The following is a 25,247-nucleotide window of genomic DNA, read 5'->3' on the forward strand; positions in this document are numbered from 1 at the left end:
GCGGTAGAAATACTAGCTAGAGATGAAAAATTTCCTTAAGTTAAATGGGAGAAGAATCTGCATGTGTAAAAGGAATTTATTTTCTTTTGTGGAATGTTATTCATATTTACCTTATTAAAATTTGGAAAGGAGAATATTTATGAAGCATTCCCTATTAGAGAAAAACACAGATGCAGATCTAGGAAAGAAAGAATCATTGCTTACAAAGTGCGCAAATATGTTTTCGAGATGGTCTCAGAAGTATGTACCAGACGCCTTTGTTATTGCTGTGCTGCTCACTTTGTTTACTTTTATTGTGGCATTTTTGATGAATCCCTCTAAGCCGTATGCAATCGTAAAATCGTGGGGAGATGGGTTTTGGACTTATTTGACTTTTACAATGCAAATGGTATTACTAATGGTTACAGGGATGACGTTAGCGTCCGTCCCGTTTGTTAATAGAGGTTTGCAGTCAGTTGCAAAGTTAGCAGACACACCTCAAAAGGCTTATACGATGACATTTTTAATTAGTGCAATTGCGTACTACATCAATTGGGGATTAGCGGTAGTTGTGGGAGCAATCATTGCGAAGGAAGTGGCGAAAAAGAATCCGAATGCACATTTTCCATTGCTTGTAGCAGCTGCTTATGCTCCGACAGCCTTATACAGTGCAGGCCTTTCCAGCTCTATTGGCTTGACAATTGCCACAAAGGATCATTTTCTTGCAGATATGATTGGAATTATTCCTACCTCACAAACAATCTTTAGTTACTCTACTCTAATTATTTTTTTCGCTCTATTCATCACAATGCCGATTATTATTGTACTTATGGCTCCAAAAAGCGGGATTATCAGGTATCAAGCAAACGAAACAGATACAAATTCTTTTGTAAAACCCCCTCAAAAAGATTTAACTGCTGCGGAAAAATTAGAATGGACACCAATTCTCGGAATCGTATTAGGTGCAATCGGCACGTTGTATTGTGTGTATGAATTTATAAACGGTCGCAGCTTAGATTTAAATATCATTAATTTATTTTTCTTGTCACTCGGTTTATTACTACATGGTTCCCTTGGCAACTTTGCACAAGGATTTAAAGAATCCGCGCAATCCATTTCGCCAATTATACTACAGTTTCCGTTTTATGCAGGAATTATTGCTATTTTAGGAAGTTCAGGATTGGGAAGCTCTATCATCGAATGGATGGCGTCCATTGCGACAAAGGATACATTTGATATATTTACATATTGGTCAGCGGGATTGGTGAACTTATTGGCGCCATCTGGCGGAGGGCAATGGGCTTTACAAGGACCACTGCAGGTCCCGGCAGGATTGAAGCTAGGTGTGGATCCAGCTACTATCGCTATGGCGGTAGGGTGGGGAGACGCATGGACAAATCTGATTCAGCCGTTCTGGGCACTACCTCTATTAGGAGTGCTAGGATTGAAAATTAAAGATATCATGGGCTATTGTTTCATTCTCTGTATTTGGGTCGGGATAGTTACAAGTGTATTGATGTTATTTGTATATTAGCTTTCATAGGAATATCCAAGCTGAAGAACTACTTCACTTTAAGGGAAAAAGTATTCCTCGATGGATTAGTAGTCGTTGGCATCGTTCTGTTGATAATAATAAGGCAATTTTGATGACTACCTTTGAGAGTTTCGAATGTCATAGATTGATAATTTAAAACAAAATTTGATAAAACCCTGTATAATAGGGTTTTTCTTTTGCCCCTTTAAATTCATTTAAAATGCTCAATTAAAGGGCTAGTTTGTAGAGGGTTTTAACAGGTTTTTTAGAGTTATTATTTAAATAAGGATTTTGAAGTCTTTTGGTGAATATTAAATGTTAATTTAAAAGACGGAGGTTGTTGTGATGCTGAAACTGTTTCAATATAACTGGCAAGTTCGTGATGATTGGTTTACATTGTGCGAAGACATACCGGCTGAAGAACTATTAAAGAAACGGGTCGGTGGGTTCGGCAGTATCCTACATACTCTATTTCATATTGTAGATGTGGAATATATGTGGATCTTAGGTTTGCGAGGTGAACCAGTGCCTGAGGAGCCATTGTTTGAAGATTATGCTAGCTTACACAAAGTGAAAAATCTTTCAGCTCAATACCACGAGAAAGTCAAGCTGTTTGTGACATCTTGGACAAATGAAATGGATTCTCGGAAACTTTCAGAAACTGATTTCAATAAAGAACCGATTAGCTCGAGAGACGCACCAATCAGGCGCCGAGTCATTGAATGTACACATGGAGAGATTATACGTCACATCATTGTCCACGAAATCCACCATATCGGCCAGTTATCTATATGGGCACGTGAAATAGGAATGGAGCCAGTTTCCGCAAATTTGAGGGGAAGAGGGCTATTCGATAATTAGACTGCCTTTGCCAATTTCACAATCGGGCGCTTTAATGGCACAAGCATCAAGAAATAATCAAACTTATTTATAAACGAATGGTTTAATTGAATATATTTAAAGCGTATTAGACGAGATGGTAGTGGAGGAGCTAGAGAAGTAGAACGGTCCTTGTAGGCGACTTTTTTGTTTAATAGCAAAAGCTCTGGAATGTATTAGGGGATATTTGCTGAAATGCCCATAATAATATGATTATACAGAGAAGAAACGATGCAAATGATCCCATAAAAGAAGGAAGTTATGAAAAAAGGAAAGAAGTCCCGTGACGAAGCGGGACTTCAAGTAGCTGCCGAAAAAATTTAGACTCGACAATTCAATGGTAATATAAATATTCAGGAAATTCACCTGGTAAATGCGACCAAATAATACAGTCAGTTTAATAGAATTTGCGAAAGACGCTAAAAAATCGGCAGAAGAGATCCGGTGATTTAAATGAGATTGGATAATGTGAAGATGATTCTGAAATTGCGTTCCATAAAAAAGAATGTTATTCTAAAAATAGAATAATGAGAGGACTGATGGATGAATAATGATTAACTAATCGATATTTTAATTTGAAATTAATAACTTCAAACTACAAAATATAGGGTTAGTCTATCCATTTTTCACAAATCAGTTCATACTTTATTTGTCATGATTCCAATGATTAATAAGGACTTATTAAGTATAAGTGAAAGGCTAATCCTTCCAATCACAAATTGGGGGGATTTTTTTATTCTCTTATAGGTAAGTTGATAATCATTAGTCTGTAACCTTAACCTAACAAATAAAGGAGAGAGAAAAGTGAGTAATTCAGAGACTATTGTTACACATGTAATGCTCTATATAAGTCGTTAATATCCATCAAACTTATATGGAGGAATTAAAAAATTGATGGATGTTCCGACTTTATATGAAACGTTTCGATATATAAAGGAGGAATTATTATGTCAATGATAAAAGTCCAAGACTTAACTTTTTCATACCCAGGTAGCTTTGATAACATTTTTGAAGGTGTAAATTTTCAAATAGATACGGATTGGAAACTGGGATTTATCGGTAGGAATGGACGAGGCAAAACGACGTTCTTTAATTTATTATTAGGGAATTATGAGTATAGTGGAAAAATCACTGCTTCGGTAGAATTTAATTATTTCCCTTACCAAGTTTTTGATAAGAACAAGTTTACTCATGAAATCCTTGAAGAAATTTGTCCCCAAGCAGAAGATTGGGAATTTCTTCGTGAAATATCCTATTTAAATGTTGATGCCGAGGTCATGTACCGACCATTTAAAACATTATCAAATGGAGAACAAACAAAGGTGTTGCTTGCTGCACTGTTTTTGAATGAGGGTCAATTTCTATTAATTGATGAGCCAACAAATCATCTAGATACTGATGCACGAAAGATAGTCTCTGATTATCTAAGGAAGAAAAAAGGATTTATTTTGATTTCACATGACAGAATCTTTTTAGATGGATGTGTTGACCATATTTTATCTATAAATAGAGCAAATATTGAAGTTCAAAGTGGTAACTATTCTTCTTGGAAGTTAAATTTTGATAGACAGCAAGAGCACGAAGAGGCTACAAATGAGCGTCTACAAAAAGACATAGGGAGATTAAAACAGTCTTCAAAGCGTTCAGCAGGTTGGTCTCATCAAGTGGAAGCTTCCAAAAATGGAACAAGGAATTCAGGATCTAAGTTAGATAAAGGTTTTGTAGGACATAAAGCTGCGAAGATGATGAAGAGAGCGAAGAACCTTGAATCAAGGCAACAAAAAGCTATTGAAGAAAAGTCAAAATTACTAAAAAATGTGGAGAAAACTGAGTCGTTAAAATTAGAACAATTGAAATTTCAGTCAAATGAATTGGTTGTTTTGGCGGATGTGTCTGTTAAATATGATGACCAAATAGTGAATGAGCCAATTAGCTTCATAGTTAAACAAGGTGACCGAATTGTACTTGATGGAAAGAATGGAAGCGGGAAAAGTAGTATCCTAAAACTAATTCTAGGACAGCCAACGCAGCATACAGGCTCAGTTAATTTAGGGTCAGGGCTCATCATTTCCTATGTCCAACAAGATACTTCTCATTTGAAGGGATCGTTATCGGACTTTATTGAAGAGCACGAGATTGATGAGTCGTTATTTAAATCCATCCTACGTAAGATGGATTTTGACCGAATTCAATTTGAGAAAGATATATCTCATTATTCTGGTGGACAAAAGAAAAAGCTGCTTATCGCTAAAAGTTTATGTGAAAAAGCTCATTTATATATATGGGATGAACCATTAAATTTTATTGATATTTATTCGCGTATGCAGATTGAAGAGCTTATTCAACAATTTAATCCCACAATGGTTATTGTTGAGCATGATAAGGCATTCCAACAAACAGTTGCAACAAAAACTATATCTATGTAGTTCAAGGTGAATGTTTGATCAAACTTTATTTAAAATAACAGCTGACCATATATCAAATTCTTAGAGGCAGCGAGATCGCTTTTAATTGAACATTATTTCAAACCAACACTCGGATTTACTATCGACGCTAAGGTTGACGTAAACAGCTCACCGCAGTATAAAGTGCACAACTCGAAAGGGAATACGTATTACATTACGGCTAGTGATGCGTATGTGAAGTAATATGAAAAAAAGACTGCCTATTACGGGCGGTCTTTTTTTACTAAGTATTTTTTAATGCTTGTTTTATCGTTTTAACTGTTTGTTCAAGCCATTCCAATGGTGTTATTTCTAACCCGCCAAAATATATTCCATCTGCAGAATACCGTATGTATTCGTTTTTTTCTGTATTACTATAATTGCTTTGAGTAAATTCAGTTAGAAAAATAATAGCGTCTTGTAAATATTCCGTACTTTCTTCTTCAAGTAACTCTTGGAGTGCTTCTTCGTAAAATGTATCTTGATAAAATGTTGCTGCTAAGAACCGATAAACCGGATCTTCTGGATTTTTTTTAATAGCATATATTTCTTTCCTCCTATTAGTCAACTGAATAACCTGTTAAAATGAAATTTCCATGCCGTCTTTTTTTAAGATAATTTTGGCATTTTTCATATCATGAGCTGTTGTAAACTCTCTCTGTATTCCACACCCAATAATATCATTATTAAAATAAATAGATTAAAAATGTTTGAGTTTGATATAAAATTGCAGTGTTCCGCTCCATTTCTGCCCCAAAGTAAAAGTGGGCGGAGGGTAGTTATATCAGTGATTTACGGTAGATACCAATAGAAGAATAATATTAAAAAAATGGTAGATACAGTTAGTAACGTTGGCTTTGAGGTAAAAATAGTTATGTAGCATACAGTGAAAAAGAGAATACACAATATATCTATATACAAGTACTCTCTTTTTGGTTTTTTATGATTTTGTAAAGTCCCAATTAGTAGAAACAAATCTAATATGGTAATTGTTTTGGTATATACCCGTTATTATGATTCTTTTTGCTTTGTACTTAATATATGGAACAAGTTCATAATGAGTTTTAGTTTTAAAATATTTAAAGGTCTATTTGAAGGTTTCTTCTCTATTTATAGTATCTAATAAATAGAGTTTGAAATACTAAGCATAGTTAAGGTTTATTTTCTTTTCAAGTGAATGATCTATGGTTATTATTTCTTTTCTTCGTCAAGCCCTGTACTTTCTACTTTGTAATTGTCCTTATAATTTACAACAGCCAAAATTCTGCGAGTTGGTTCAGTAGTAACATGTCCCGATACAAATATTGAACCTAGATCAGAAGGAGTAAATTTAAACTTTGTTACTGTGATATCAAGATTTTCTTGTTCTTTAAAATATTGGATGGCTACTTTTTCAGCTTTATCTTTAATAACTTGCTCCTTTTGTTCATTTTTATGCTCTCTGTATTTATACCCACCAAAAAAAATTAAAATGATTACTATTATTAAAAATAGATACCTTTTTCTCAAAATTATCCCCTCCTTTTATAAAATATATAATTAAGAATATACTATTTATTCGGGGCGCGAAAGAATAGGAAACGATAAAGTTTTAGATCAAACCTACTATGAGATGTCCGAATTTGCATATTTTACAAATTTAGATAATGCGTAGCGTGGGGGTAGGTATCACTTTTTAGGAAACCCGTAGAGATGTAGAATTTGTCAGCCTGCTCTGTGTCTGTATAAAGTACCAAGATTTTATAATGCCTTCTTGCAACACAAATGATGGTATTTAACAGGAGTTTTCCTAGTCCATTTCTTCGATTATCCTTAGCAATATAGAATCTCCTCAATCGTCCAACCTCTTGTCCTTTTAAGGATGAGTCTATATTAAGTCCTCCAATACCAACTAACACATTTTTCTTGTTAAATACACCGTATAAGGATTCTCCGGGCTTATCAAAAGTGTTGATACCAATCTTATAATCATTAACTAGCCTTTCAAGAAAACGAAAGCCATCTTGCTTACTTTCTTGTACTAAATGAGTGAGATCATTATAAAAGATATCTTGTATCTCTCTAACTTCAAAATCTTTCATATTTTCCTCCTCGATAATTAAGTCTATACACTTTATTCTTGTTAGAAAAGAGTAATCCCTTTCTGTATACTCTATACACTCATAGTTGAAATTAAGTCTCATTACTGGAATTTGTTTAAAAAATATACACGCACCGATATGGTATAATGTGGATATTAAATCTTTTTGAAGGAGGGATCATAATGATAAAGAGAGGACTCATTTCAGGAATACTTCTATTACTTTTCGTATCTGTAGAAGCTTATTTTAGTGGGGAGTGGCGTCACATTTATTATGTATGCGGAACTTTAGGGTTAATTAGCATTGGGTTAGCTTTAGCTTACTTCATTGATAGTTTAATTTTAGGTAATAAAGGAACTCTATATTCAAAAAAGGAAACGCGTAAAATTGGCCGTATCGATCAATCAAAAGGTTTTTTAATAATGGCTATACCAAATCTTATAGCAGCATTAGTTTACATTGTTATTTAATGTATATCGTATACATGTTAGGTTAACATAACGTCTTATAATTTATCGGTAGCAAGGACAGGCTGGAATCCTTGTGTTTACTTGGTTTTTTGTTTCTACACTTGTCCGACCTATATACATGATTTTATACATTGTGAAGATGATGGGATTTTTAGGCTTATGAGTATCCTGTATTATTACAAAAATTCGTATAAATGAAAAAAGATTTCGATTTTGTTATCGAAAAGTAATAAGTATCCACTTTGAAAATTGATAGGTGTCCCTAAGCTCGGGGCTGTAATTCGAACTAAATAGATTACCCAAGTGAAGATTATGCAAGTTAAAAATGAAAACAAGTGATACGTGAATTATTAGGAAATAGGGTATATCATTGCTATAGCGAATATATTTTTGGAGCGAAACGCTATGAAGCCGTTTTATAGTCCTAGTGACGTGGTGGAGCAATTAGGTATCCAATCACCTACATTATGTGTTAGAAAAATAGGATTACAGCTTCATAGGAAACGAGCGTGGGCATAGGAAGTATAGAAATGGCATTCCGTAAGGTTATAAACCTAAAGAATGACACAGATATGACACTAGAAAATACCACAAAGTAAATTGTATCATGGCATCAAGGTGTTGCTATTTTGAATCAACATGAAGTTGAGCGCTATAAAGAACCGGATTTCAACGCTACAAACGATGATTCAAAATCAAAAAGAAGTCATTGAAAAACAAAATGAGTTCCTTCAGGAATTAACCTAACGACTAACTGAGCAAGACTAGTAATTCATACAAATTGAATTTTGATTAATTAAGGAGTGAATTGAAATAGGAAGATACCCAGTGATTACAATAATAAAAGAATTAGATAATAGCGAATATGCGATTTATAGTTTTGGTCCTACTATTGATATTTGTGAGCAATACCCAGAAAGGTATGAAAGATGGCGTTTTAAGATTTTGAAAGATAAAATAACTTTTGAAGAAGGCTATGTTTTACTTGATGATATGCCTAAAGAACATTTCCAATTATTTTACAAGTGCGCCTTTAAGGTATATAAGCAAGTTGAAGAATGTTGCGGAATGGAGAATTTTAAAAATATTGATTTACCAGATCAAATTTCATTTATCATTTAAAATTTATTAGGATAGATTGTACTTTATTGAAGCATTGATTGACAAGTATCATATAAAGGGAATCACCTTCATTTTATCACTCAATTGAATGTAGAAGGTTTCTTCAGTCAAAGAATTCTAATTCTCTATCATCAGTTTGCTGTTTGTTACCGTAATACATGGCCTATTACATTTTGAAAATATCAATACAATACCTAATATTTTTATTTTATCCATATCAAATCTTGCTTTAGCAGAACATGTTCGAAAAGAGCTTATGTTAGATTTACGTAGAATCCCCATCATGCTTGAAATATAAGTTGGCCGTGAAATTTACAATAAATAAAAATACTTATTATCAGTGTAGGATATTCGAAATGATTAGCTTATTCACTAGAATCTTTGTGATTTAAACCATAACTTCGCCACTTGGGCAAGGTTATGGTTCCTTTTAAAATTATTTTGCGGGATTTGAGTCAAAAATCAAATTTATTCTTCACTCACCAAACTTTCCCACTCACTTAAATACATGACTTCTTGTTTTACTTTTTTCTTTTCGGGAAGTAAACACAGAAATTCTAAAGAATTGCCGTCAGGATCATAAAAATAAAGATTTGCAGTAGGTGTCCAGGTATGAACCATAGGCTCGGAAGGTTCAAGACCAAAAGCGGCCCTTGGATTTATTCCTTTATTAAGAAGCCATTCTCTTGCATGAATGATTTCTTCATAGTTAACCTTGAATGCAAAGTGACTTGTATGGAATGCTTCTTCTGATACCTCCCAAACGCCCAGCATTTGTTCCTTCTTATTTTCTTTATCAAACCAAAAGAATGCTACACGACGTTCTTCAATAGTGCGAGCATGAAATAATCCAAGTTTAGTATAAAACTCTTTTGCTACTTCTAAATTTTTTGTTTTAACATGTGTTTCATATAAAGTACCTGGAAACAAAGCATACCCCTCCTTTATATTTTTAGAAATTCTTACTATAAAGCCTATTTTAATAAACTAGAAATAGAAGTGATATCGTATTTTCTTAAAATGTTTTTTCAATTTTGTAGCCTTAATGTTGAACAAAAAAGTTCTCTTCATTATCCGCGCTGAGTTCAATAGGGAACCCTAGATATATATTGGGAAGCATAAGTTGGGCAAAACGGCCATCTTATGCTTATTGTTACAAAATAATTGAAAGAAAAGGAATTGTATTAAATAATTTAATTATAATTTGGTATAATTTAGGAAAATCCAGCTGCTAGGGGGCCAATAATGAAAGGGTTAAAGAAAATATTACCGTTCTTTTTTCAAAACAAAAGGAAAGATACAGATAAAGAGAATACGAATTATAAAGAGACGGCAACAAAAACACTTAACTATTTTATTGAATTAGAGCATTTCAATTTCATGAATTGCGATAAAGAGTCTATAACTTTGCATTCATTTAAAAGTTTTTTTCATAAAGAACCTAATATTCATATACCGGATTTTGTCAATCCTAATGGAACTCCACATCAGGATATGCAAATATTCCTTCAAAAAAAAGGAAATAGCGCAAAAGGAAAATATCTTGCAGATAATAATGCATCATTATTTTATTTACCAGTAGCAAAAAATGAAGTATTAAGGCATTTCTCGAATGAATCAAAGCAAAAAACAAGTTTTACTGATTTCCAAAAGGACCCGAATAGTTTTTTGATTCATATTCAACTAAATCAGATGCTTAAGCTAATCCCTGATACCCCGCTCGAATCTAGTGTGGTGGTTAGTCCGATTGTGAAGTACTTTCTACGTACAGGTAAGAGTCTGAAGGAGCTAGAATCAGATTTAATTAATACGATTTCATCTGTAATTGAAAGTGATAATTATGGAAAAAAAGACAAAACGCTTGAATTTATCGGGTCAAAAGAACAAGATTCTTTAGAAAAAGACATTAATTATATACATATCAGATTTAAAAATTGGGAAGAGCTGACCAAAAATATTCAAAGTACATTACAATCATATATTTCAAAGAGACATTTCGATAAAGATGGTGTATTTCGGTTTTGCAGTGAAAAAGAATATGAGAAATATGTACGTTTAACATATAAAGAACATGTAGGCGTAAACAGCTTTTATATAAATGATTTAGAAAAAGTAAAATATGAAATTAAAGATAGCTCCGTTGGTAAAGCTTTAGAAACCTATTTATCTTTAAGTAACTGGGAGGTATTAAAAAACTCAGGGGAAAGAGTGGATTTATTTAAGAATGAAAGTATAAGTGAAATGAAGAACGTATTACGAAAAATACCTATTACGAGATGGCCCTCGGAATTTCCATTAGGACTTATGCAGCAGGTTGCTTTAAATCTTATTATTGCAAAATCAAAAGAAGAGAATGGCTTTATTTTTTCTGTTAATGGGCCACCGGGAACAGGTAAAACGACGTTGTTAAAAGATGTATTTGCAAATATTATATTTGAAAAAGTAAAGTTTCTAAAAGAAGCCACAGATGTATTCTCAAAAGTGCAATTTGCGGAGGGACAAGAAGATTATTATTATTCCTTTCACCCTAAACTTAAGGAATATCGTATTTTAGTAACATCTAATAATAATTCTGCAGTTGAAAATATAAGTGTAGATTTACCAAAGGATAAGGATTTACTGAAGAACGGTTATCAATTTTTAGGATTCGACAAAGAGAAAAAATGTTGGGGGAAAATTTCTGCGGCAATGGGGAAAACTGCAAATATAAAGGAATACTTCACTACAATTACAGAAGATTTACAGCGTGTTGGTGATTTAGAGCATGAAAACGTATATTCATTTACACAATTAGAACAAAATGTGCTGAAAAAGATAGCTACGGCAGAAGAGAATGATGTCTTTCATAATGTTAATGAAAAGAAATGGCAAACATCTGAGGAACAATTTGTGAATATCGACGGTGAAAACAAAGATGAGCAGATGAATTGCGAGCGGAGCAAACTTTTTGCAAAGTTAATGAGTGAGTATAATGATTTTTTAATTGCAAATCAGGACAAGATTGAAAAGAACTTATCTTTAGCAAAAACCTATTTTTTAGGCGGTAAAGAAAAAGGAAATCTTGATTCCCAAATTAACGAAGCCAAAAGAGACAATTTCATTCAAGCTATGTTTGATACTGTGTTTTTACTCACTCCAATTCTCTCTTCAACATTTGCTTCCATTGCAAGGTTTTTAAAAGATTTAAAGACGGAGGATATAGGTTGGTTGTTTATTGATGAAGCAGGCCAAGCTACTCCCCAATCTGCAATAGGTGCGATTTGGCGTTCAAGGAATGTTGTTGTTGTAGGAGATCCCTTGCAAATTCCTCCTGTCGTTACATTAAGTGATGACCAACTTAAACTAATTGCAAATGACAGTGCTGGAATAACTGAGCAATATAATTTCTTTTATCGTTTAACTAGAAATGAAGTGAGTGTTCAAGAGTTTGCTGATCTTAATAATAGATATGGAGGCGAGATGATTGACTCAAATCAGAATAAAACATGGCTAGGGTCACCTCTGCGTGTTCATAGAAGATGTAAAAATCCAATGTTTTCAATATGTAATGAAACAACGTATCAAGGTAAAATGTTCTACGGATTAACGGATACTAAGAGTAAAGAAAGTAAGCCTCAATATGTTAGCCAATGGTTAGATATAGGTGGGAAAACATATGGGACAGGAAATCACTTTATTCCCGAGCAAGGTGAAAAAGCAATTGAAATTGCAAAAAAATTCTCGCAAGATAACCCAGATAAATCTTGCTATATTATTTCACCTTTTGTAAGTGTTGTTCAAAAATTAAAGCAATTCAAACAACAAAAACTACCTGGGAAAGAGTATGGAAATATTGAAATTGGGACCGTGCACACCTTTCAAGGGAAAGAGGCACCAATGGTTATTTTTGTATTAGGGGTAGATGATCAAAAACAAGGTCCACTAAAATGGGCTTCTAGTACGCCAAATTTACTCAATGTTGCAGCAAGTAGAGCAAAAGAGGTATTCGTAGTGATCGGGAATGCAGAAAGTTGGGGGAAACAAGAGTATTTTGACATTGCTTATCGATATTTAACAAAAGAGTTAGTTGAATTAAAATGAAATAGATAATCTCATGAATTGTTTGATGTAGGAGCTGTAATGGTAAATTTACAGTTCCTTTTTTGTTTTTAATTCAGTGACAACGTTCATTGTTACAATCACATTATTTTTGGCTCTTTTTGTTATAGGCCCAATAGCTACAAAACGAAAAGAAGAACACGATAGATTGGAAAAGGAATTGTTAGAACAACAAGGGGTATTAGAGCAAGAAATTAAGAAGCAAGCAGTTGGTGATATACCGGAAGTGAAGGAAAATAAAATGAAGATCAATAAGAGACCTAAGCTAAAAACAACTTTTGAAATAAATTTATTCGTTTATGGAGTTCGAATATAACTAATTGTAAAAATATGAAAATAAGTTCTTTCATCATATTGACAATGGAAATAAATAGCAATATAATTTGATTGATTAATCAATCATTTATTATGAAAGGGGTATCTAAATGGCACCTGGACTTACTAAAGATGAAAAAATGAAAAGAAAAAGATCTACTATCTTAAACGCCGCAATTAAATTATTTAGTGAGAATGGTTTTGCAGAGACAAAAGTTGCCGAAATAGCAAAAGAAGCAGGAGTTAGCTTTGGTACTGTATTTACGTATTTTGATTCAAAAGAATCACTTTATGAATCAGCGATTTTAGAGCCATTGGAGGAAATTAGACCATATTTTACTGAGATAGAAGAACACTTTAAAGGTGAACCTTTTGAAGTTGTGAGGGAAATGATAGATTGCCATGTACAACTTTTTTCAATGAGAAGTGAATACCTACGTCTAATTCAGCAGGTTCTTGCGAGACCTGATCGTTTTCCAAAACTTTTTAAAGAACTAGACGATTTCGTAAATGTATTTATAGACTGTATTCATCCAGTTATTGAAACAGGACAAAGGCTGGGTTACTTTTATGAAGAATCACCTTCATTAATTGCTAGGTCGTACTTATCCATCTTAAACGGAATGCGTTTAACGTTTATTGATGAATATGCAAACATGATGTGGAAGGATATAACGATACAAGCCCTGAGATTATTTGGACCTATCTCGAATAAATAAGGAGTGACTTATATGAAATTGAGGGATATCCATCCCAACATCAAACTTCGCCTAGCCATGCAATTTCTAGGCAGCCTGATTTCTATGGCCGTTATACCTTTTCTGGCAATCTATTTTTCTCAGAAAATCGGAGCCACTGAAACGGGTATTATCCTTATAATAATTGTGATTAGTGGAGTCATTGGAGGCTTTATCGGGGGGCATGTCTCAGACAAAATAGGTCGGAGAAAAATAATGATTTATTCTGAAATTGGTATATTGCTTTCGTATCTGTTTATAGCACTTTGTAATTCCCCCTGGTTTAACCTTCCTTATATTTCCGCAGCATTCTTTATCATCAATATGTTTTGTGGGGGAATGTTTCAGCCAGCAGCACAAGCTATGATTATTGATGTTACTAATTCTGAATCGAGAAAGCTTGTATTTACAATTAGTTACTGGTTGGGGAATTTATCAACTGCTATTGGAGGAATCATTGGAGCTTTTCTTTTTAAAAACCACTTGTTTGAGTTATTTATTGGGATTTCACTCATCTCTTTGTTATCTGTCTTCATGACCGTATTCTTCATCACAGAAACCTATACACCGGAACCTTCATCTAAGTCTTCTAATTATAAGAAAAAATTTTCATCAATAGAGATGCTTCAAACCTATTTAATCGTTTTAAAAGATAAGCTGTTTATGTTTTATATTTTCGGAGCGATCTTAATCTTTTCCTTGGAACAGTCTTTAACAAACTATATTGGGATTCGTCTTGAAAAGGATATACCCCATCATTCAGCTTCATTGTTTGGAATAGACTTCATTCTTGATGGCACGAAGATACTGGGTTTTCTCCGGACTGAGAATACACTTCTTGTAGTTCTCTTATCAAGTGTTGTATTATTCTTATTTAAAAAGCGGGGTGATCGCTGGACTTTAGTTACAGGGATGTTGATCTTTTCTATATGTTTTAGTGTTTTTGCTTTTACAAATAGCGTAGTATTTCTTTTTATTGCCATGTTTATTGGGACAATTGGTGAACTGATGTATGTTCCTATTAAACAGGCGATGATAGGGGAACTTGCACCACCTAACGTTCGTAGTACCTATATGGCTTTTAATAGCTTGACTTTCTACGGAGCAATGATTGTATCTTCATTGTTGATCATCGTTGGAGAGTGGATTCGCCCCATATATATGGGAGGATTGCTTCTTATTCTAGGATTAACTGGTACATTTTTGTACTACATAATAACAAAAACGTTAGACTCTAAAGTTAGTGAAAATAATGAAGGAAAAGTACCTGTTTCTTATTAAAGGATTGTTTTTCCACTAATACATGAAAAGAACCTAACTAGAAAACGATTTTCCGTAATTGGGTGTGATTGTGGAGTAACACAGGCAGAAAATAATCAAACTTTTTTATAAAACCGAAACATAAACTTGTTGAATAGGAATCCATTTTGAACATTTTTTTTCAAAATGGATTCATTTTATCTATCATAGAATACGGGTTAACACGATATTTTTAATGGTAGAAATTTCATTGTGGATAAAAGGAGTAATTATGTTGAAAATCATTAAAAGTACAATTTCATTTGTTCTATGTTTAGTAGTTCTTAGTGGTTGATCTACTATAGAGGGAAAAGTTGTTGGGGGAAGTAAAAGGTTCTTCAAATAGAATATTGGGAGACTATAGAAAGTTTACCGGTTCTGCAAGTCGAGATATGGAAGTTAAAAAGGGTGAGAATTGGGTATTTTCTTTTGATGAAACAACAAAGAAAGGAACAATAACTGCCTATGTTGTGGATTCAAATGATAATACAATACTAGAATTTAATAATGTGAAAGAGGAAAAAATATTAAAGTAACTAAAGATGATACATATAAAGTTAAAATTAAAACGGAGGAACATGGTGGGGAATTTATAATGTCATGGAAAAAATAACAGTAGTTTTTCAAACGATCTTATTGTTATATTTTTTAGTATAGTGAGGTATCTTACATCAAGGTCAAACAAGCATACCCCCGTCCTAGATTTAGAACGGAGGTATGCTTGTTTGAGAAAGTGAATTTATTGTTTATATGGAAGAAGTTTTACTGTAAATGTTGTTTTTTCAGCATCGCTGTATACCTCAATTGTTCCACTATGAATCTCCACAATGCTTTTGGCAATGGCCAAACCAAGCCCTGATCCTCCCGTGTATGTGGAACGGGATTTTTCGACACGATAGAAGCGTTCAAAAATATGTGGTAAATCTGTACTTGGAATAGGCTGTCCGTAATTTGTAATATCGATTGCAATCATGTTTCCGTCTTGATACGCTGTTAAGTCAATAAATTTCCCTTCATTTCCATATGTCATCGCATTCATAATTAAGTTTTCAAATACACGTACTAATTTATCTCCATCAGCGAGTACCATAAGTTTTTCTGATGGAAATGAAAGCCTACATTCAATATTTGCTTCTTGAAATTGCATACGAAATTGAACAGATAGTTGACCAAGTAATTCAATTATATCAATAGGTACAGTGTTTAGTTGTAACTCTTTATTTTGAACACGCGTATACTCAAATAAGTCATTCATTAGCATGTTTAATCGATTTACTTTGTCATAAATAACTTGAATATAGTGGCGTAATTCTACTTCATCTCTGTAATTATCATGATGAATGAGAGTTACATAGCCAACTATGGATGTTAAGGGTGTTCGTAAGTCATGCGATACATTTGTAATGAGTTCACTTTTTGCTTGTTCGGTTTGACGTTCTTCTTCAATAGAAACTTTTAACTGTTCTACAATTTGATTAATGCCATTTGCTAAGTCTTCTAAGTAATTATGTTGTAAAACGGAAATTTTATGATTAAAGTTTCCATTTGCAATATAACGAATTTCCTCTATCATTTTTTTAATACAAGCTTCATAGTATAACTTCTTCTCATGACGATAAAAAAGATACACGTAGGAGGAGAAAATAGAAAACAAAAATACATAAGACACCATCATAGCCCAAAAAGATTCTTTAAGTCCTCGATATTTTTCATAGCCGACGATTCTAACAAATTCTTCACTTAAAGCTGTTAATGTAAGGGAACTGTCAATTACACTTGTAACAAGACGAGATATGAAAACCTCTGAAATGGGTGTAAGTAAAATAGATATTAAAAGCCAAAATGCAATTTTCCATTTTGGGATGACCTTCAATATATCAAACGTTTCATTTTTCAATTTTATAACCTACTCCCCAAACAGTATGGATGAGTTTTTCACCATTCGTTCTTGTTTCAAGTTTATCCCTTAAGTTGCTAATATGAACCATTACAGTTTTATTAGAACCGTAACCATCTTCATTCCAAACACGTTCAAATATTTCTTCTGAACTAAATACTCTCCCAGTATTGCTAGCAAGTAGGTATAGGATATCAAATTCAATAGATGTAAGCTTAATATATTCTCCATTCACTTTCACAGTATGATTATGCTTATGTATTTCTGCAGAACGAATCCGAATAATTCCGTCTTCCTTTATTTGCGAGGCAGTATACTGGAAGGAGGATCTGCGCAATAACGCTTTAACTCTCGCAATTAATTCGAGTGGATTAAAAGGCTTAATCATATAATCATCAGCACCTGTCATAAGACCTAGAATTTTATCCATATCTTCGGCTTTTGCACTTAACATAAGAATAGGAACCGTATTTTTTTCCCTTACTTGCTGACAAACTTCTAATCCATTACGCTTTGGCATCATGATATCTAAAATCATAAGATCAATTTGATAAAGTGAGAGCATATGTAACGCTTCCTCACCATCATATGCTTTATAAATGTTGTAACCTTCATTTCGTAAATAAACGGCAAGCAATTCTACAATCTCTTTATCATCATCAATAATTAAAATATTTCTTTCCATCGTATATTTAATTCCTCTCTCTACATTTCATCATCATTAATATAATAACAAACATTTATGTGTTTGGGAGTTAAGATTATATACATAATTTCATGTAACGTATTGAAAGGATTTAAAAAACACATCACGAATAAAAATAAGAGGATGCTTTGTTACTTATGATAAATAGAATATAAGTTTTGTTAGAAGAGAGTAACGTGTTACATAAAGAACTAGCTACATTAGAATCGAGTGAAGATTGGGGAAAAGATATAAAAAACTTTTTTATTAGAATGTATGTTTATTTACGATGATAGAGGATGTGAGGTAATTGCGAAGAATAAAGAAATGATACGAGATTTATATAAGAAATATAAAGATTTGATTTCCTGTTATGAGCGAGAAAGTAATGATGAATTATTCAAATGAAAATAGGAGGAAGTGAAAAGTGTAATGAAACGTATTGCAATTGTATCAGCATGGGAGCCTGAGCTTACATACTTGCATCAGCATCATCCAAGTCATCGTGTAGAAAAACGAGCAGCTTGGGACTTTCATTTTCATTCTATAAATGACTTAGAAGTAATATCGGTAATTACTGGCGTTGGAAAAGTAAGCTGTGCTAGTTGCGTACAGTTATTAATAAGCGAATTTAAGCCTGAACAGTTATTTATGACAGGTATTTGTGGAAGTTTATCTGAGAAAGTAAAAAATGGTCATATTGTTGTTGCACTTAACACATTACAGCATGATGTAACGGCTGCAGGAACAGGAACAGATAGTTTCAATTTATATACTGGTAGAGCAGCTCCTATTGAAACAACAGAATATCTTGTAAGGCAAATAAAAAAAGTGCTTGCTTATGATACAGTGCATTTTGGGACTTTCATATCCGGAGATCAGCGTATTCGCAGTACGGAAATGAGATATTTACTACATACTGTTTACGGTGCAATAGCTGTTGATCAAGAAATAGCAGCTTTTGCGTATGTGTGTCATGTGAATAAAAAACCTTTTCTTTGTTTGAAAGCAGCTTCAGATCAAGCGAACGATAAAACAGTGGAAGAACAAAAAGTATTTAAAATGTTGGCATGTGAGAAAGCATGTGAATATTTAATTGCGTTTTTACGCGTTTACGAATTAACTACATCTCATCAATAATACGATGTATAAATCTATATCCTTTAAAAGGAGCCTAACTTTAGTCATGAAAATAATAAATAAAGTAGCAATTATCGGTGCAAACGGAAAGGCTGGTAAATACCTTATAACTCAAGCACTACTAGAAGGATACTTTGTCCGTATTCTCACACGAGATCCACAAAAGTTTAAAATATCGCATAAACATTTGGAAGTTGTAAAAGGAGATGCTCGCGATATTTCTGCAATACGTCGATTACTGCAAGGTTGCAATGCTGTTATTAATGCAGTGGGGCAACCTAAAAAAGAGTCATATATATTTAGCACAGTTACGAATCATATTTTAGAAGTAATGAAAGAATACGGGATCAAGCGATATATTCTTATTTCTGGAGGATCAATGGATGTACAAGAAGATACTAAAAGTTTATTAAATAAAATAGGGGCAAAGTTATTTCGTTTGTTTCTTTCGAGTATGATGAAAGATAAATATAAGGAATTACAACTAGTGCGAGATAGTAATGTGAATTGGACTATTGTACGATTACCTTTTGTTGTAGACGGAGAAGGGACCGGTAAAATAAAAGAGAGTCTTATAGATTTACCAGGAATTAAGATTCAAAATGGAGATATTGCGCCGTTTGTTATAAAGCAAATTCAGGATGAAATGTATAGTTGGAAATGCCCATTTATTTCAAACTAGTTGGAAAGGTGGATGAAATTGTTACGATGGTTCATTATAAAAAATGTAGCGAAGTGAATATAGATTTCGTGTACGAAGCTTTTCGAGATGGTTTTTCTGATTACATCATAAAGATGGAAGTGTCAAAAGAAGATTTTATAAAAAGATTCTTCGGTCCGGAAGGAAATAAACTTGAGTATTCTTATATAGCGTTGGATGAAAATAAACCAATTGGAGTTATACTTGGTGGAATTAAAGAATATGAAAGTATAAAAACAATGCGATGTGGCGCATTAGCGGTTCATCCGGACTATCGTGGGGTTGGCGTTAGTCATAAATTATTTGAATTTCATAAAGAAAAAGCGATAAAAAATGGATGTCAGCAACTTTTTCTTGAAGTCATTGTCGGTAATGATAGAGCGATTCAATTTTATACGAAGTTAGGGTATGAAAAAGTATATGATCTCTCTTACTATAATTTGAGGGACACTTCTATTTTGACAAGTAAGAGTGTCCAAAATATAGAAATAAAGCAAATTAAGTTTGGCGAATTTCAAAACGGTATACAAAAATGGTTAAACTTCCATATAAATTGGCAAAATGATGTCGAGTATATGGAGAAAACTGAAAATAATAAGTATTATGGAGCTTATATTAACGATGATTTAAAAGGATGTATATGTGTTGGTGACAATGGTAAGATAAGTTTATTATTTGTTGATAAAAAATATAGAAGAATTAGAGTCGCTACAAGTCTATTACAAACTGTAAGCAAAGAATTACAGCTTTCCAGTCTTTCTATTGGATTCCCTAATAATGCTTTACTTGAAGGATTTGTAAAAAAGTGTGGATTCGAGAAAAGTTCGTTGGCTCAGTATGAAATGTATTATACATTATAACCGATAGAGTGGAAATAGAGAAAATCTGTGATTTTAAATGGAGGTATGACAATGTTAGCTTTAATAGAAAAAGTAGATAATGGATATGTAGCTCAATTTAATCGTCCGTTACATTATTCAGTAGAGCAAGTTTGGGCTGTATTAACAGAAAATGAAAAGCTAAAAAGATGGATGCCGAATCTTTACATAGAAGATTTGCGACAAGGAGGTAAGATAAAATTTGATATGATGGATGGTTCTGGAGAATTTATTAATATTGATATTTTGCGATGTCAAATAAATTCTGTATTAGAGTTCACATGGGGAGAAGATCGAGTTCGATTTGAAATACATAAAGATCAAGAAAATTGTTTATTAATATTAAAAGAGTTTATCCACGAAATAAATGATCATACACCAAAAGATTTATCTGGGTGGCATGTATGCTTAGAAATTTTTTCTTCTGTATTAGATGATAGTGAAATGGAGTTTCCAAAAGAAGAGTGGGAAAGATGGTATAAGAGATATGAATTAGTAATGGATAAAATCAAAAATGAGAGAGTAAATTAATTGTATTATTATATAATAATTTCATATTAAAAAAGCGCATATACGACAGAAAGAACATTGTGCTAATATTTATTTGAGTAGGGGATAATGTGCAGTTTGAGAATATAGTAGGAGGATAATATTGACGAAGAGTATACCGATATTTTTTATCCTATGTATCTTTGTTATCATTATTATAAATATTAAAGGGAATAATAAGAAGAAAAACGATACGAATCCATCTCTAATATGTATAGAAGATGCTAAGTACATAAATTCAGTGGTACTATCTCAAGATAAGCAACCTCTACCAAATATTAAAGTTTATGAAGAGGCTATTAGTGAAAAAGAGCTTGCAGTTACAAATTCAAAAGGAGAGTTGAAATTTACGACCAGTGTTTGTAGTAAAGTTACTTTAATATTTATTACCTAAAATGGAGATATATTTACAAAGAAATATGATAGAAATAATATACCTGAAATTATTCAGTTGGATTAGCATAGCTAATAAGATCACTATAATTTTATTATGTAAACATATAACGGATTAAATAAGACTCTAATTTTGAAATTACTTTTTCAAAATTAGAGTCTTTTATTTAGTAGAGATAAGTTAATGCCGTACAAGGTTTTCTTAATTATTTACAGTATCTCTAGTAACTTTAATTCCTCTTCTACAAAATCTATTACTTCTTTTATTGTTTTACTAGAAAAATCAAATTGGATTCCAGCGGCTTCATATATTTCTTTTACAGATTTAGAACTACCTAAAGATAATGCCTTTTTATAGTTTTGCAATGTTTGCTGAGGGTTTTCTTTATACTGTTTATACATTTGTAAGGCGCCGATTTGTGCGATTGCATATTCGATATAATAGAAGGGAACCTCAAAAATATGTAAGACAGATAACCATTGTGCGACGATCCAACTTTCATGCCCATTTATATTTACTACGCTTGAATTATATGTTGTAGAGAGCTCTAAAAACTTAACATTTCTTTCTTCAGCGGTATGATTTGGATTCTCATACAACCAGTGTTGAAATTGATCGATGATAAGCGTAATGGGTATATACTCTATAATTTGTGTTAATTGCTCTTGTTTAGCTTGTTTGAGTTCTTCTTTATTACTATAAAAAACATCCCATTTATCCATTGTAAATAGTTCCATTGTCATACTCGCTAATTCAGCAGTTTCCATTGGTAAATGCTGATATTGGTGTATTAAAATATCTTTCATTAAATCGTGATGAATACAGTGACCCATCTCATGTAAGAAAACAACAACATCATCTTGTGTTGTTGTTAAATTCATAAAAATAAACGATAACTTAGATGAAGGTAAATATTCACAAAATCCACCTGGTGCTTTTCCTTTTCTGCTTTCCAAATCTAGATTGGTATGCATTTTTTCTAGAAGAGCTGAAAAACTCGAATCGATTTTCGCAAAAATTGTTTTACTTTTTTCTATTAATTCATTTTCACTTTTTACAGGCTGTAAAGGCTTATGCTCTATAGGTACAGCATGTATATCCCACGGGCGTAATATATCTACTTGAAGCTTTCCTTGTAGTTCCTTATGTATTTTTTCTTGCAACGGCACAACGTATTTACGAATAGATTCAGCGAACGCATTGCATTGCTCGACAGTGTAATCAAAACGCTCGTATTTTTTAAACATGTAGTCACGATAATTCGTTAAACCAACATTCCTAGCTTTTTTTGTTCGAAGTATAATTAACTGGTTTAAGATTTCTTGAATTTCATTCTCTACGGATAGAAATTTTTCAGAGATAGCAGTCATCGCTTTTTGACGAACATTTCGATCTGGGTCTTGTAGATATACCCTTAATTCAGAAATGTTTACTTCTTCGCCATTCCACATAGAAGTGAGGTTGCCTGTGATTTCAAAATATTTTGTGGTTAACTCATCTTCAGTAACTTCTAGTCTAATATTTTCTTCGTTAAAGAGTTCTATCGTATTTTTAATCTTTGTATCTAAGAATCCAAACTGAGAAGAATTTAATTGTAAACGGTAGGGTGATTCATAATATTTTTGATCTAATAGACTTTTATAACGTTTTAATATAGGCTGTACGTGTTTTTGATCAAAGTCAAAAGTTTCTTTTGCTTCTATATTATTCGTATTTTGTTGAAAGGCAATATAATGTTGCATGAATTGTTCATTGATAGAATTTAAAGTCTGTGATTGTTGTATTAACCAATTCTCAAGTTCTTGACTAGAAGATATTGAGACGTTTACTAGTATATCCAATTCTTTTATTAATTCATCTATATTACTAATATTGATAGGTATTGCCTGCTGCATGAAATATCCCTCACTTTTTTATTTACTAATAGAGGTATTCTTTTCTTTTATACGAATTCCTTTTTAACCAGGAAGTTCATACTTACTACACCAAGAATAATACTCCTGTAGTAATTGTAATTAATGTAGATAGATTGTTAAAGACATTCATTTTAGCTACTTTAATATAAGAAATATTCCGCTTGTAACTGTTAAAGCTAATTTCACAAATATAAATGAAAATCCGGTAATCAATGTATATAATGATACAGCTATGTACGCTTTAGTTGTATTTTTCATTATTTCACCTCATATAGTCAATTTATTACCGGCCATATACCCATGGTAATCTTTCTGAGTCGATGCTACAATGTGAACAAATACAGACTGTACCGGTACGCAATAAACAAGAGGTGTAATCATGTATAAGTATTTAAAGGTACTAAATGATTTAGAAAACATGATTCAAAAGGGAGAAATGCAAGAAGGGAAGAAACTTCCATCTATACGTTCGCTTGTGACGCAATATGGATGTAATAAAGCAACAATCATACGTGCGCTTCATGAATTAGAGAAGCGTCATATTATTTATTCCGTACCTCAAAGTGGATATTATGTAGTGAAGAGAATGGGGATTTATGAGGAAGATGAAACGGAGAATATTGATTTTGCATCTTCAGCTCCAGACCCTGATGTATTTCCTTATTTAGATTTTCAACATTGTATTAATAAGGCGATTGATACGTATAAGAATCATTTGTTTATATACGGTACACCCAAAGGGTTACCATCGTTAATTACAGTTGTGCAAAAACAATTAGTAAACTATCAAATTTTCACAAAAGAAGAAAACATCTTTATTACTTCGGGAGTTCAACAAGCTCTCGCTATATTAACTTCTATACCCTTTCCAAATCAAAATGAAACAGTACTTATTGAACAGCCAAGTTATCATTTATACATTGAATACTTAGAAACAAATCGAACCCCTGTAATTGGTATAAAACGTACTGCTGAAGGTATTGATTTAATTGAGCTAGAAAGAATATTCCGAACGGGAAAAATTAAATTTTTTTATACAATTCCAAGGTTTCACCATCCACTTGGCACTTCATATTCTAAGAAAGAAAAAGAAAAGATTATTTCTCTCGCAAGAAAATACAATGTATTTATAGTAGAAGATGATTATTTAGCAGATTTAGAACAAAATTCGAAGATAGGCCCACTATATAGTTACGATAATTCTTCACATGTAATCTATCTAAAAAGTTATTCAAAGATTGTTTTCCCTGGATTACGTGTAGGTGTGGCAGTTATTCCTCCTTCTATTGCAGCGTTGTTTCATAAATATAAAAAGCTATTAGATATTGATAGTTCGATGATTTCCCAAGCTGCGTTAGAAATTTACATAAAAAGTGGGATGTTTGAACGACACAAGCAAAAAATTCAATCATCTTACTATGCTAGATCTAAAGTGCTATCAAAAACATTAGAAGAAGTTTATAAAGAAAATCAACATTTGTTTACATATAAAGGTGAAAACAACATAGGAATACATACGTGCTTATCATTACATAAAGGTATTGCTAAAGAAACACTTATTAAAAGCCTAAGACAAAATCAAATATTTATTGATGCTATTGATAAAAATTATTTGTCTTCTTTCCATAAGGAAACACTTTTAAAACTAAATGTATCAAATGTGAAAGAAGATAAAATCGCGGTAGGAATTCATAGAGTAATCGAGGAAATGAAACGAGTAAGTCGTGTAGATTTCCATTTTAAGAAAGGCTAATTCTTTATATAGGAGGCTTAGTATGAAGAAAAACGTAATAGTCTTGTTGATATGTATGGTGGTAGGAATCGGAGCGATAGCAATTGTGATATATAATAAGAAAAGTGAACAATGTATAGCAGTTGCTATTCAAATAAAATCCGTTGTTGTAGATCATAACAACATGCCTTTAGCAAATGTTAAAGTTTATGAGGGTTCAATTACAAATAAGGAACGTGCTATTTCAAATTCACAAGGTGAATTTGATTTTTATTCTGGTGTTTGTGGTAAGATTACTTTACAATTGGTTACTCCAGATGGGGAGAGCTATACGCAAAAATATGATAGAGAAAATGTACCTAAATTAATTCAATTGGAAAATGAACATTGAGGAGAAT

24 protein-coding genes and 3 pseudogenes are annotated in these 25,247 nt (G+C 32.6%); 19 read left to right on the forward strand and 8 right to left on the reverse strand.

The features are described from left to right. Positions 1–139 precede the first annotated feature (139 nt). From BLV40_RS09800 to BLV40_RS09810, 3 genes are all read left to right on the forward strand, one after another. Positions 140–1,513 (forward strand): short-chain fatty acid transporter, encoded by a 1,374-nt coding sequence (locus BLV40_RS09800; RefSeq protein ID WP_090689399.1) that lies wholly within the window; start codon positions 140–142, stop codon positions 1,511–1,513. A gap of 345 nt (positions 1,514–1,858) precedes the next feature. Beyond that, on the forward strand, positions 1,859–2,374 hold the full coding sequence (locus BLV40_RS09805) for a DinB family protein (protein WP_090689402.1): 516 nt from the start codon (positions 1,859–1,861) through the stop codon (positions 2,372–2,374). 965 nt (positions 2,375–3,339) lie between these two features. After that, positions 3,340–4,818, forward strand: a complete 1,479-nt coding sequence (locus BLV40_RS09810; RefSeq protein ID WP_090689405.1) for an Lsa family ABC-F type ribosomal protection protein — start codon at positions 3,340–3,342, stop codon at positions 4,816–4,818. 262 nt (positions 4,819–5,080) lie between these two features. Here the strand turns inward: BLV40_RS09810 and BLV40_RS09820 are convergent, their stop codons facing one another. The 3 genes from BLV40_RS09820 to BLV40_RS09830 all read right to left on the reverse strand — a co-directional run bounded on the left by BLV40_RS09820 (position 5,081) and on the right by BLV40_RS09830 (position 6,917). Continuing rightward, a complete protein-coding gene (locus tag BLV40_RS09820) occupies positions 5,081–5,404 on the reverse strand; it encodes a hypothetical protein (protein ID WP_244525375.1) in 324 nt (107 codons plus the stop codon). Positions 5,405–6,027: 623 nt separating this feature from the next. Next, positions 6,028–6,345: a hypothetical protein gene (locus BLV40_RS09825; RefSeq protein ID WP_244525376.1), complete on the reverse strand. Its 318-nt coding sequence runs from the start codon at positions 6,343–6,345 to the stop codon at positions 6,028–6,030. A 122-nt stretch (positions 6,346–6,467) separates the two neighbouring features. Continuing rightward, positions 6,468–6,917, reverse strand: coding sequence for a GNAT family N-acetyltransferase (locus BLV40_RS09830; RefSeq protein ID WP_090689409.1), 450 nt, complete (start codon positions 6,915–6,917; stop codon positions 6,468–6,470). 182 nt (positions 6,918–7,099) lie between these two features. On the opposite strand from BLV40_RS09830, the gene BLV40_RS09835 reads away from it, so the two are divergent. The 3 genes and pseudogenes from BLV40_RS09835 to BLV40_RS09845 all read left to right on the forward strand — a co-directional run bounded on the left by BLV40_RS09835 (position 7,100) and on the right by BLV40_RS09845 (position 8,509). Further along, positions 7,100–7,387 (forward strand): hypothetical protein, encoded by a 288-nt coding sequence (locus BLV40_RS09835; RefSeq protein ID WP_090689412.1) that lies wholly within the window; start codon positions 7,100–7,102, stop codon positions 7,385–7,387. A 405-nt stretch (positions 7,388–7,792) separates the two neighbouring features. Next, a pseudogene (locus BLV40_RS29750) lies at positions 7,793–8,131 on the forward strand (DNA-binding protein); the annotation flags it as partial. An 84-nt stretch (positions 8,132–8,215) separates the two neighbouring features. After that, on the forward strand, positions 8,216–8,509 hold the full coding sequence (locus BLV40_RS09845; protein WP_231503907.1) for a hypothetical protein: 294 nt from the start codon (positions 8,216–8,218) through the stop codon (positions 8,507–8,509). A gap of 468 nt (positions 8,510–8,977) precedes the next feature. On the opposite strand, the gene BLV40_RS09850 is transcribed toward BLV40_RS09845, so the two are convergent. Further along, complete coding sequence (locus BLV40_RS09850) at positions 8,978–9,439, reverse strand: VOC family protein (RefSeq protein ID WP_090689415.1); 462 nt, start codon at positions 9,437–9,439, stop codon at positions 8,978–8,980. Positions 9,440–9,754: 315 nt separating this feature from the next. On the opposite strand from BLV40_RS09850, the gene BLV40_RS09855 reads away from it, so the two are divergent. The 5 genes and pseudogenes from BLV40_RS09855 to BLV40_RS09875 all read left to right on the forward strand — a co-directional run bounded on the left by BLV40_RS09855 (position 9,755) and on the right by BLV40_RS09875 (position 15,571). Next, positions 9,755–12,589 carry a DEAD/DEAH box helicase gene (locus BLV40_RS09855; protein ID WP_090689418.1) on the forward strand — a complete coding sequence of 945 codons (2,835 nt, stop codon included), beginning with the start codon at positions 9,755–9,757 and terminating at the stop codon, positions 12,587–12,589. Positions 12,590–12,665: 76 nt separating this feature from the next. Continuing rightward, entirely contained in the window at positions 12,666–12,923 is a 258-nt protein-coding gene (locus BLV40_RS09860) for a hypothetical protein (RefSeq protein WP_081810971.1), read from the forward strand. Between the two features lie 109 nt (positions 12,924–13,032). Continuing rightward, entirely contained in the window at positions 13,033–13,641 is a 609-nt protein-coding gene (locus BLV40_RS09865) for a TetR/AcrR family transcriptional regulator (protein ID WP_090689421.1), read from the forward strand. A 12-nt stretch (positions 13,642–13,653) separates the two neighbouring features. Continuing rightward, positions 13,654–14,940, forward strand: a complete 1,287-nt coding sequence (locus tag BLV40_RS09870; RefSeq protein ID WP_090689422.1) for an MFS transporter — start codon at positions 13,654–13,656, stop codon at positions 14,938–14,940. 250 nt (positions 14,941–15,190) lie between these two features. Further along, positions 15,191–15,571 (forward strand): annotated as a pseudogene (locus tag BLV40_RS09875) (hypothetical protein). Positions 15,572–15,697: 126 nt separating this feature from the next. Here BLV40_RS09875 and BLV40_RS09880 read toward each other — a convergent pair. Next, on the reverse strand, positions 15,698–16,855 hold the full coding sequence (locus BLV40_RS09880; protein ID WP_090689425.1) for a sensor histidine kinase: 1,158 nt from the start codon (positions 16,853–16,855) through the stop codon (positions 15,698–15,700). Then, complete coding sequence (locus tag BLV40_RS09885; RefSeq protein ID WP_090689426.1) at positions 16,845–17,540, reverse strand: response regulator transcription factor; 696 nt, start codon at positions 17,538–17,540, stop codon at positions 16,845–16,847. The genes BLV40_RS09880 and BLV40_RS09885 overlap by 11 nt, the downstream gene beginning before the upstream one ends. 276 nt (positions 17,541–17,816) lie before the next feature. On the opposite strand from BLV40_RS09885, the gene BLV40_RS09890 reads away from it, so the two are divergent. The 6 genes from BLV40_RS09890 (at position 17,817) to BLV40_RS09915 (ending at position 21,201) form a co-directional block, all read left to right on the forward strand. Next, positions 17,817–17,948 carry a DUF3885 domain-containing protein gene (locus BLV40_RS09890; protein ID WP_081810973.1) on the forward strand — a complete coding sequence of 44 codons (132 nt, stop codon included), beginning with the start codon at positions 17,817–17,819 and terminating at the stop codon, positions 17,946–17,948. Between the two features lie 24 nt (positions 17,949–17,972). Further along, positions 17,973–18,680, forward strand: coding sequence for a 5'-methylthioadenosine/S-adenosylhomocysteine nucleosidase (gene mtnN, locus BLV40_RS09895; protein WP_026590870.1), 708 nt, complete (start codon positions 17,973–17,975; stop codon positions 18,678–18,680). A gap of 46 nt (positions 18,681–18,726) precedes the next feature. Further along, positions 18,727–19,362, forward strand: coding sequence for an SDR family oxidoreductase (locus tag BLV40_RS09900; RefSeq protein WP_090689430.1), 636 nt, complete (start codon positions 18,727–18,729; stop codon positions 19,360–19,362). A gap of 26 nt (positions 19,363–19,388) precedes the next feature. Then, positions 19,389–20,240 carry a GNAT family N-acetyltransferase gene (locus BLV40_RS09905; protein ID WP_026590872.1) on the forward strand — a complete coding sequence of 284 codons (852 nt, stop codon included), beginning with the start codon at positions 19,389–19,391 and terminating at the stop codon, positions 20,238–20,240. 51 nt (positions 20,241–20,291) lie between these two features. Further along, positions 20,292–20,789, forward strand: coding sequence for an SRPBCC family protein (locus BLV40_RS09910; RefSeq protein ID WP_090689433.1), 498 nt, complete (start codon positions 20,292–20,294; stop codon positions 20,787–20,789). A gap of 121 nt (positions 20,790–20,910) precedes the next feature. Then, positions 20,911–21,201, forward strand: a complete 291-nt coding sequence (locus BLV40_RS09915) for a hypothetical protein (protein WP_090689435.1) — start codon at positions 20,911–20,913, stop codon at positions 21,199–21,201. A gap of 209 nt (positions 21,202–21,410) precedes the next feature. Here BLV40_RS09915 and BLV40_RS09920 read toward each other — a convergent pair whose 3' ends face one another. Continuing rightward, complete coding sequence (locus tag BLV40_RS09920; protein ID WP_090689438.1) at positions 21,411–23,096, reverse strand: M3 family oligoendopeptidase; 1,686 nt, start codon at positions 23,094–23,096, stop codon at positions 21,411–21,413. Between the two features lie 180 nt (positions 23,097–23,276). Beyond that, positions 23,277–23,375, reverse strand: a pseudogene (locus BLV40_RS27960) (EamA family transporter); the annotation flags it as partial. Positions 23,376–23,496: 121 nt separating this feature from the next. Between BLV40_RS27960 and BLV40_RS09925 the strand changes: the two are divergent. Both BLV40_RS09925 and BLV40_RS09930 read left to right on the forward strand, forming a co-directional pair. Beyond that, positions 23,497–24,870, forward strand: coding sequence for an aminotransferase-like domain-containing protein (locus tag BLV40_RS09925; protein WP_090689441.1), 1,374 nt, complete (start codon positions 23,497–23,499; stop codon positions 24,868–24,870). Positions 24,871–24,892: 22 nt separating this feature from the next. Continuing rightward, positions 24,893–25,240, forward strand: a complete 348-nt coding sequence (locus tag BLV40_RS09930) for a hypothetical protein (protein ID WP_026590876.1) — start codon at positions 24,893–24,895, stop codon at positions 25,238–25,240. Positions 25,241–25,247: the final 7 nt, after the last annotated feature.

Origin of the sequence: Bacillus sp. 166amftsu, from assembly GCF_900107445.1 — a bacterium.
GTDB classification, from domain to species: domain Bacteria; phylum Bacillota; class Bacilli; order Bacillales; family Bacillaceae_G; genus Bacillus_A; species Bacillus_A arachidis.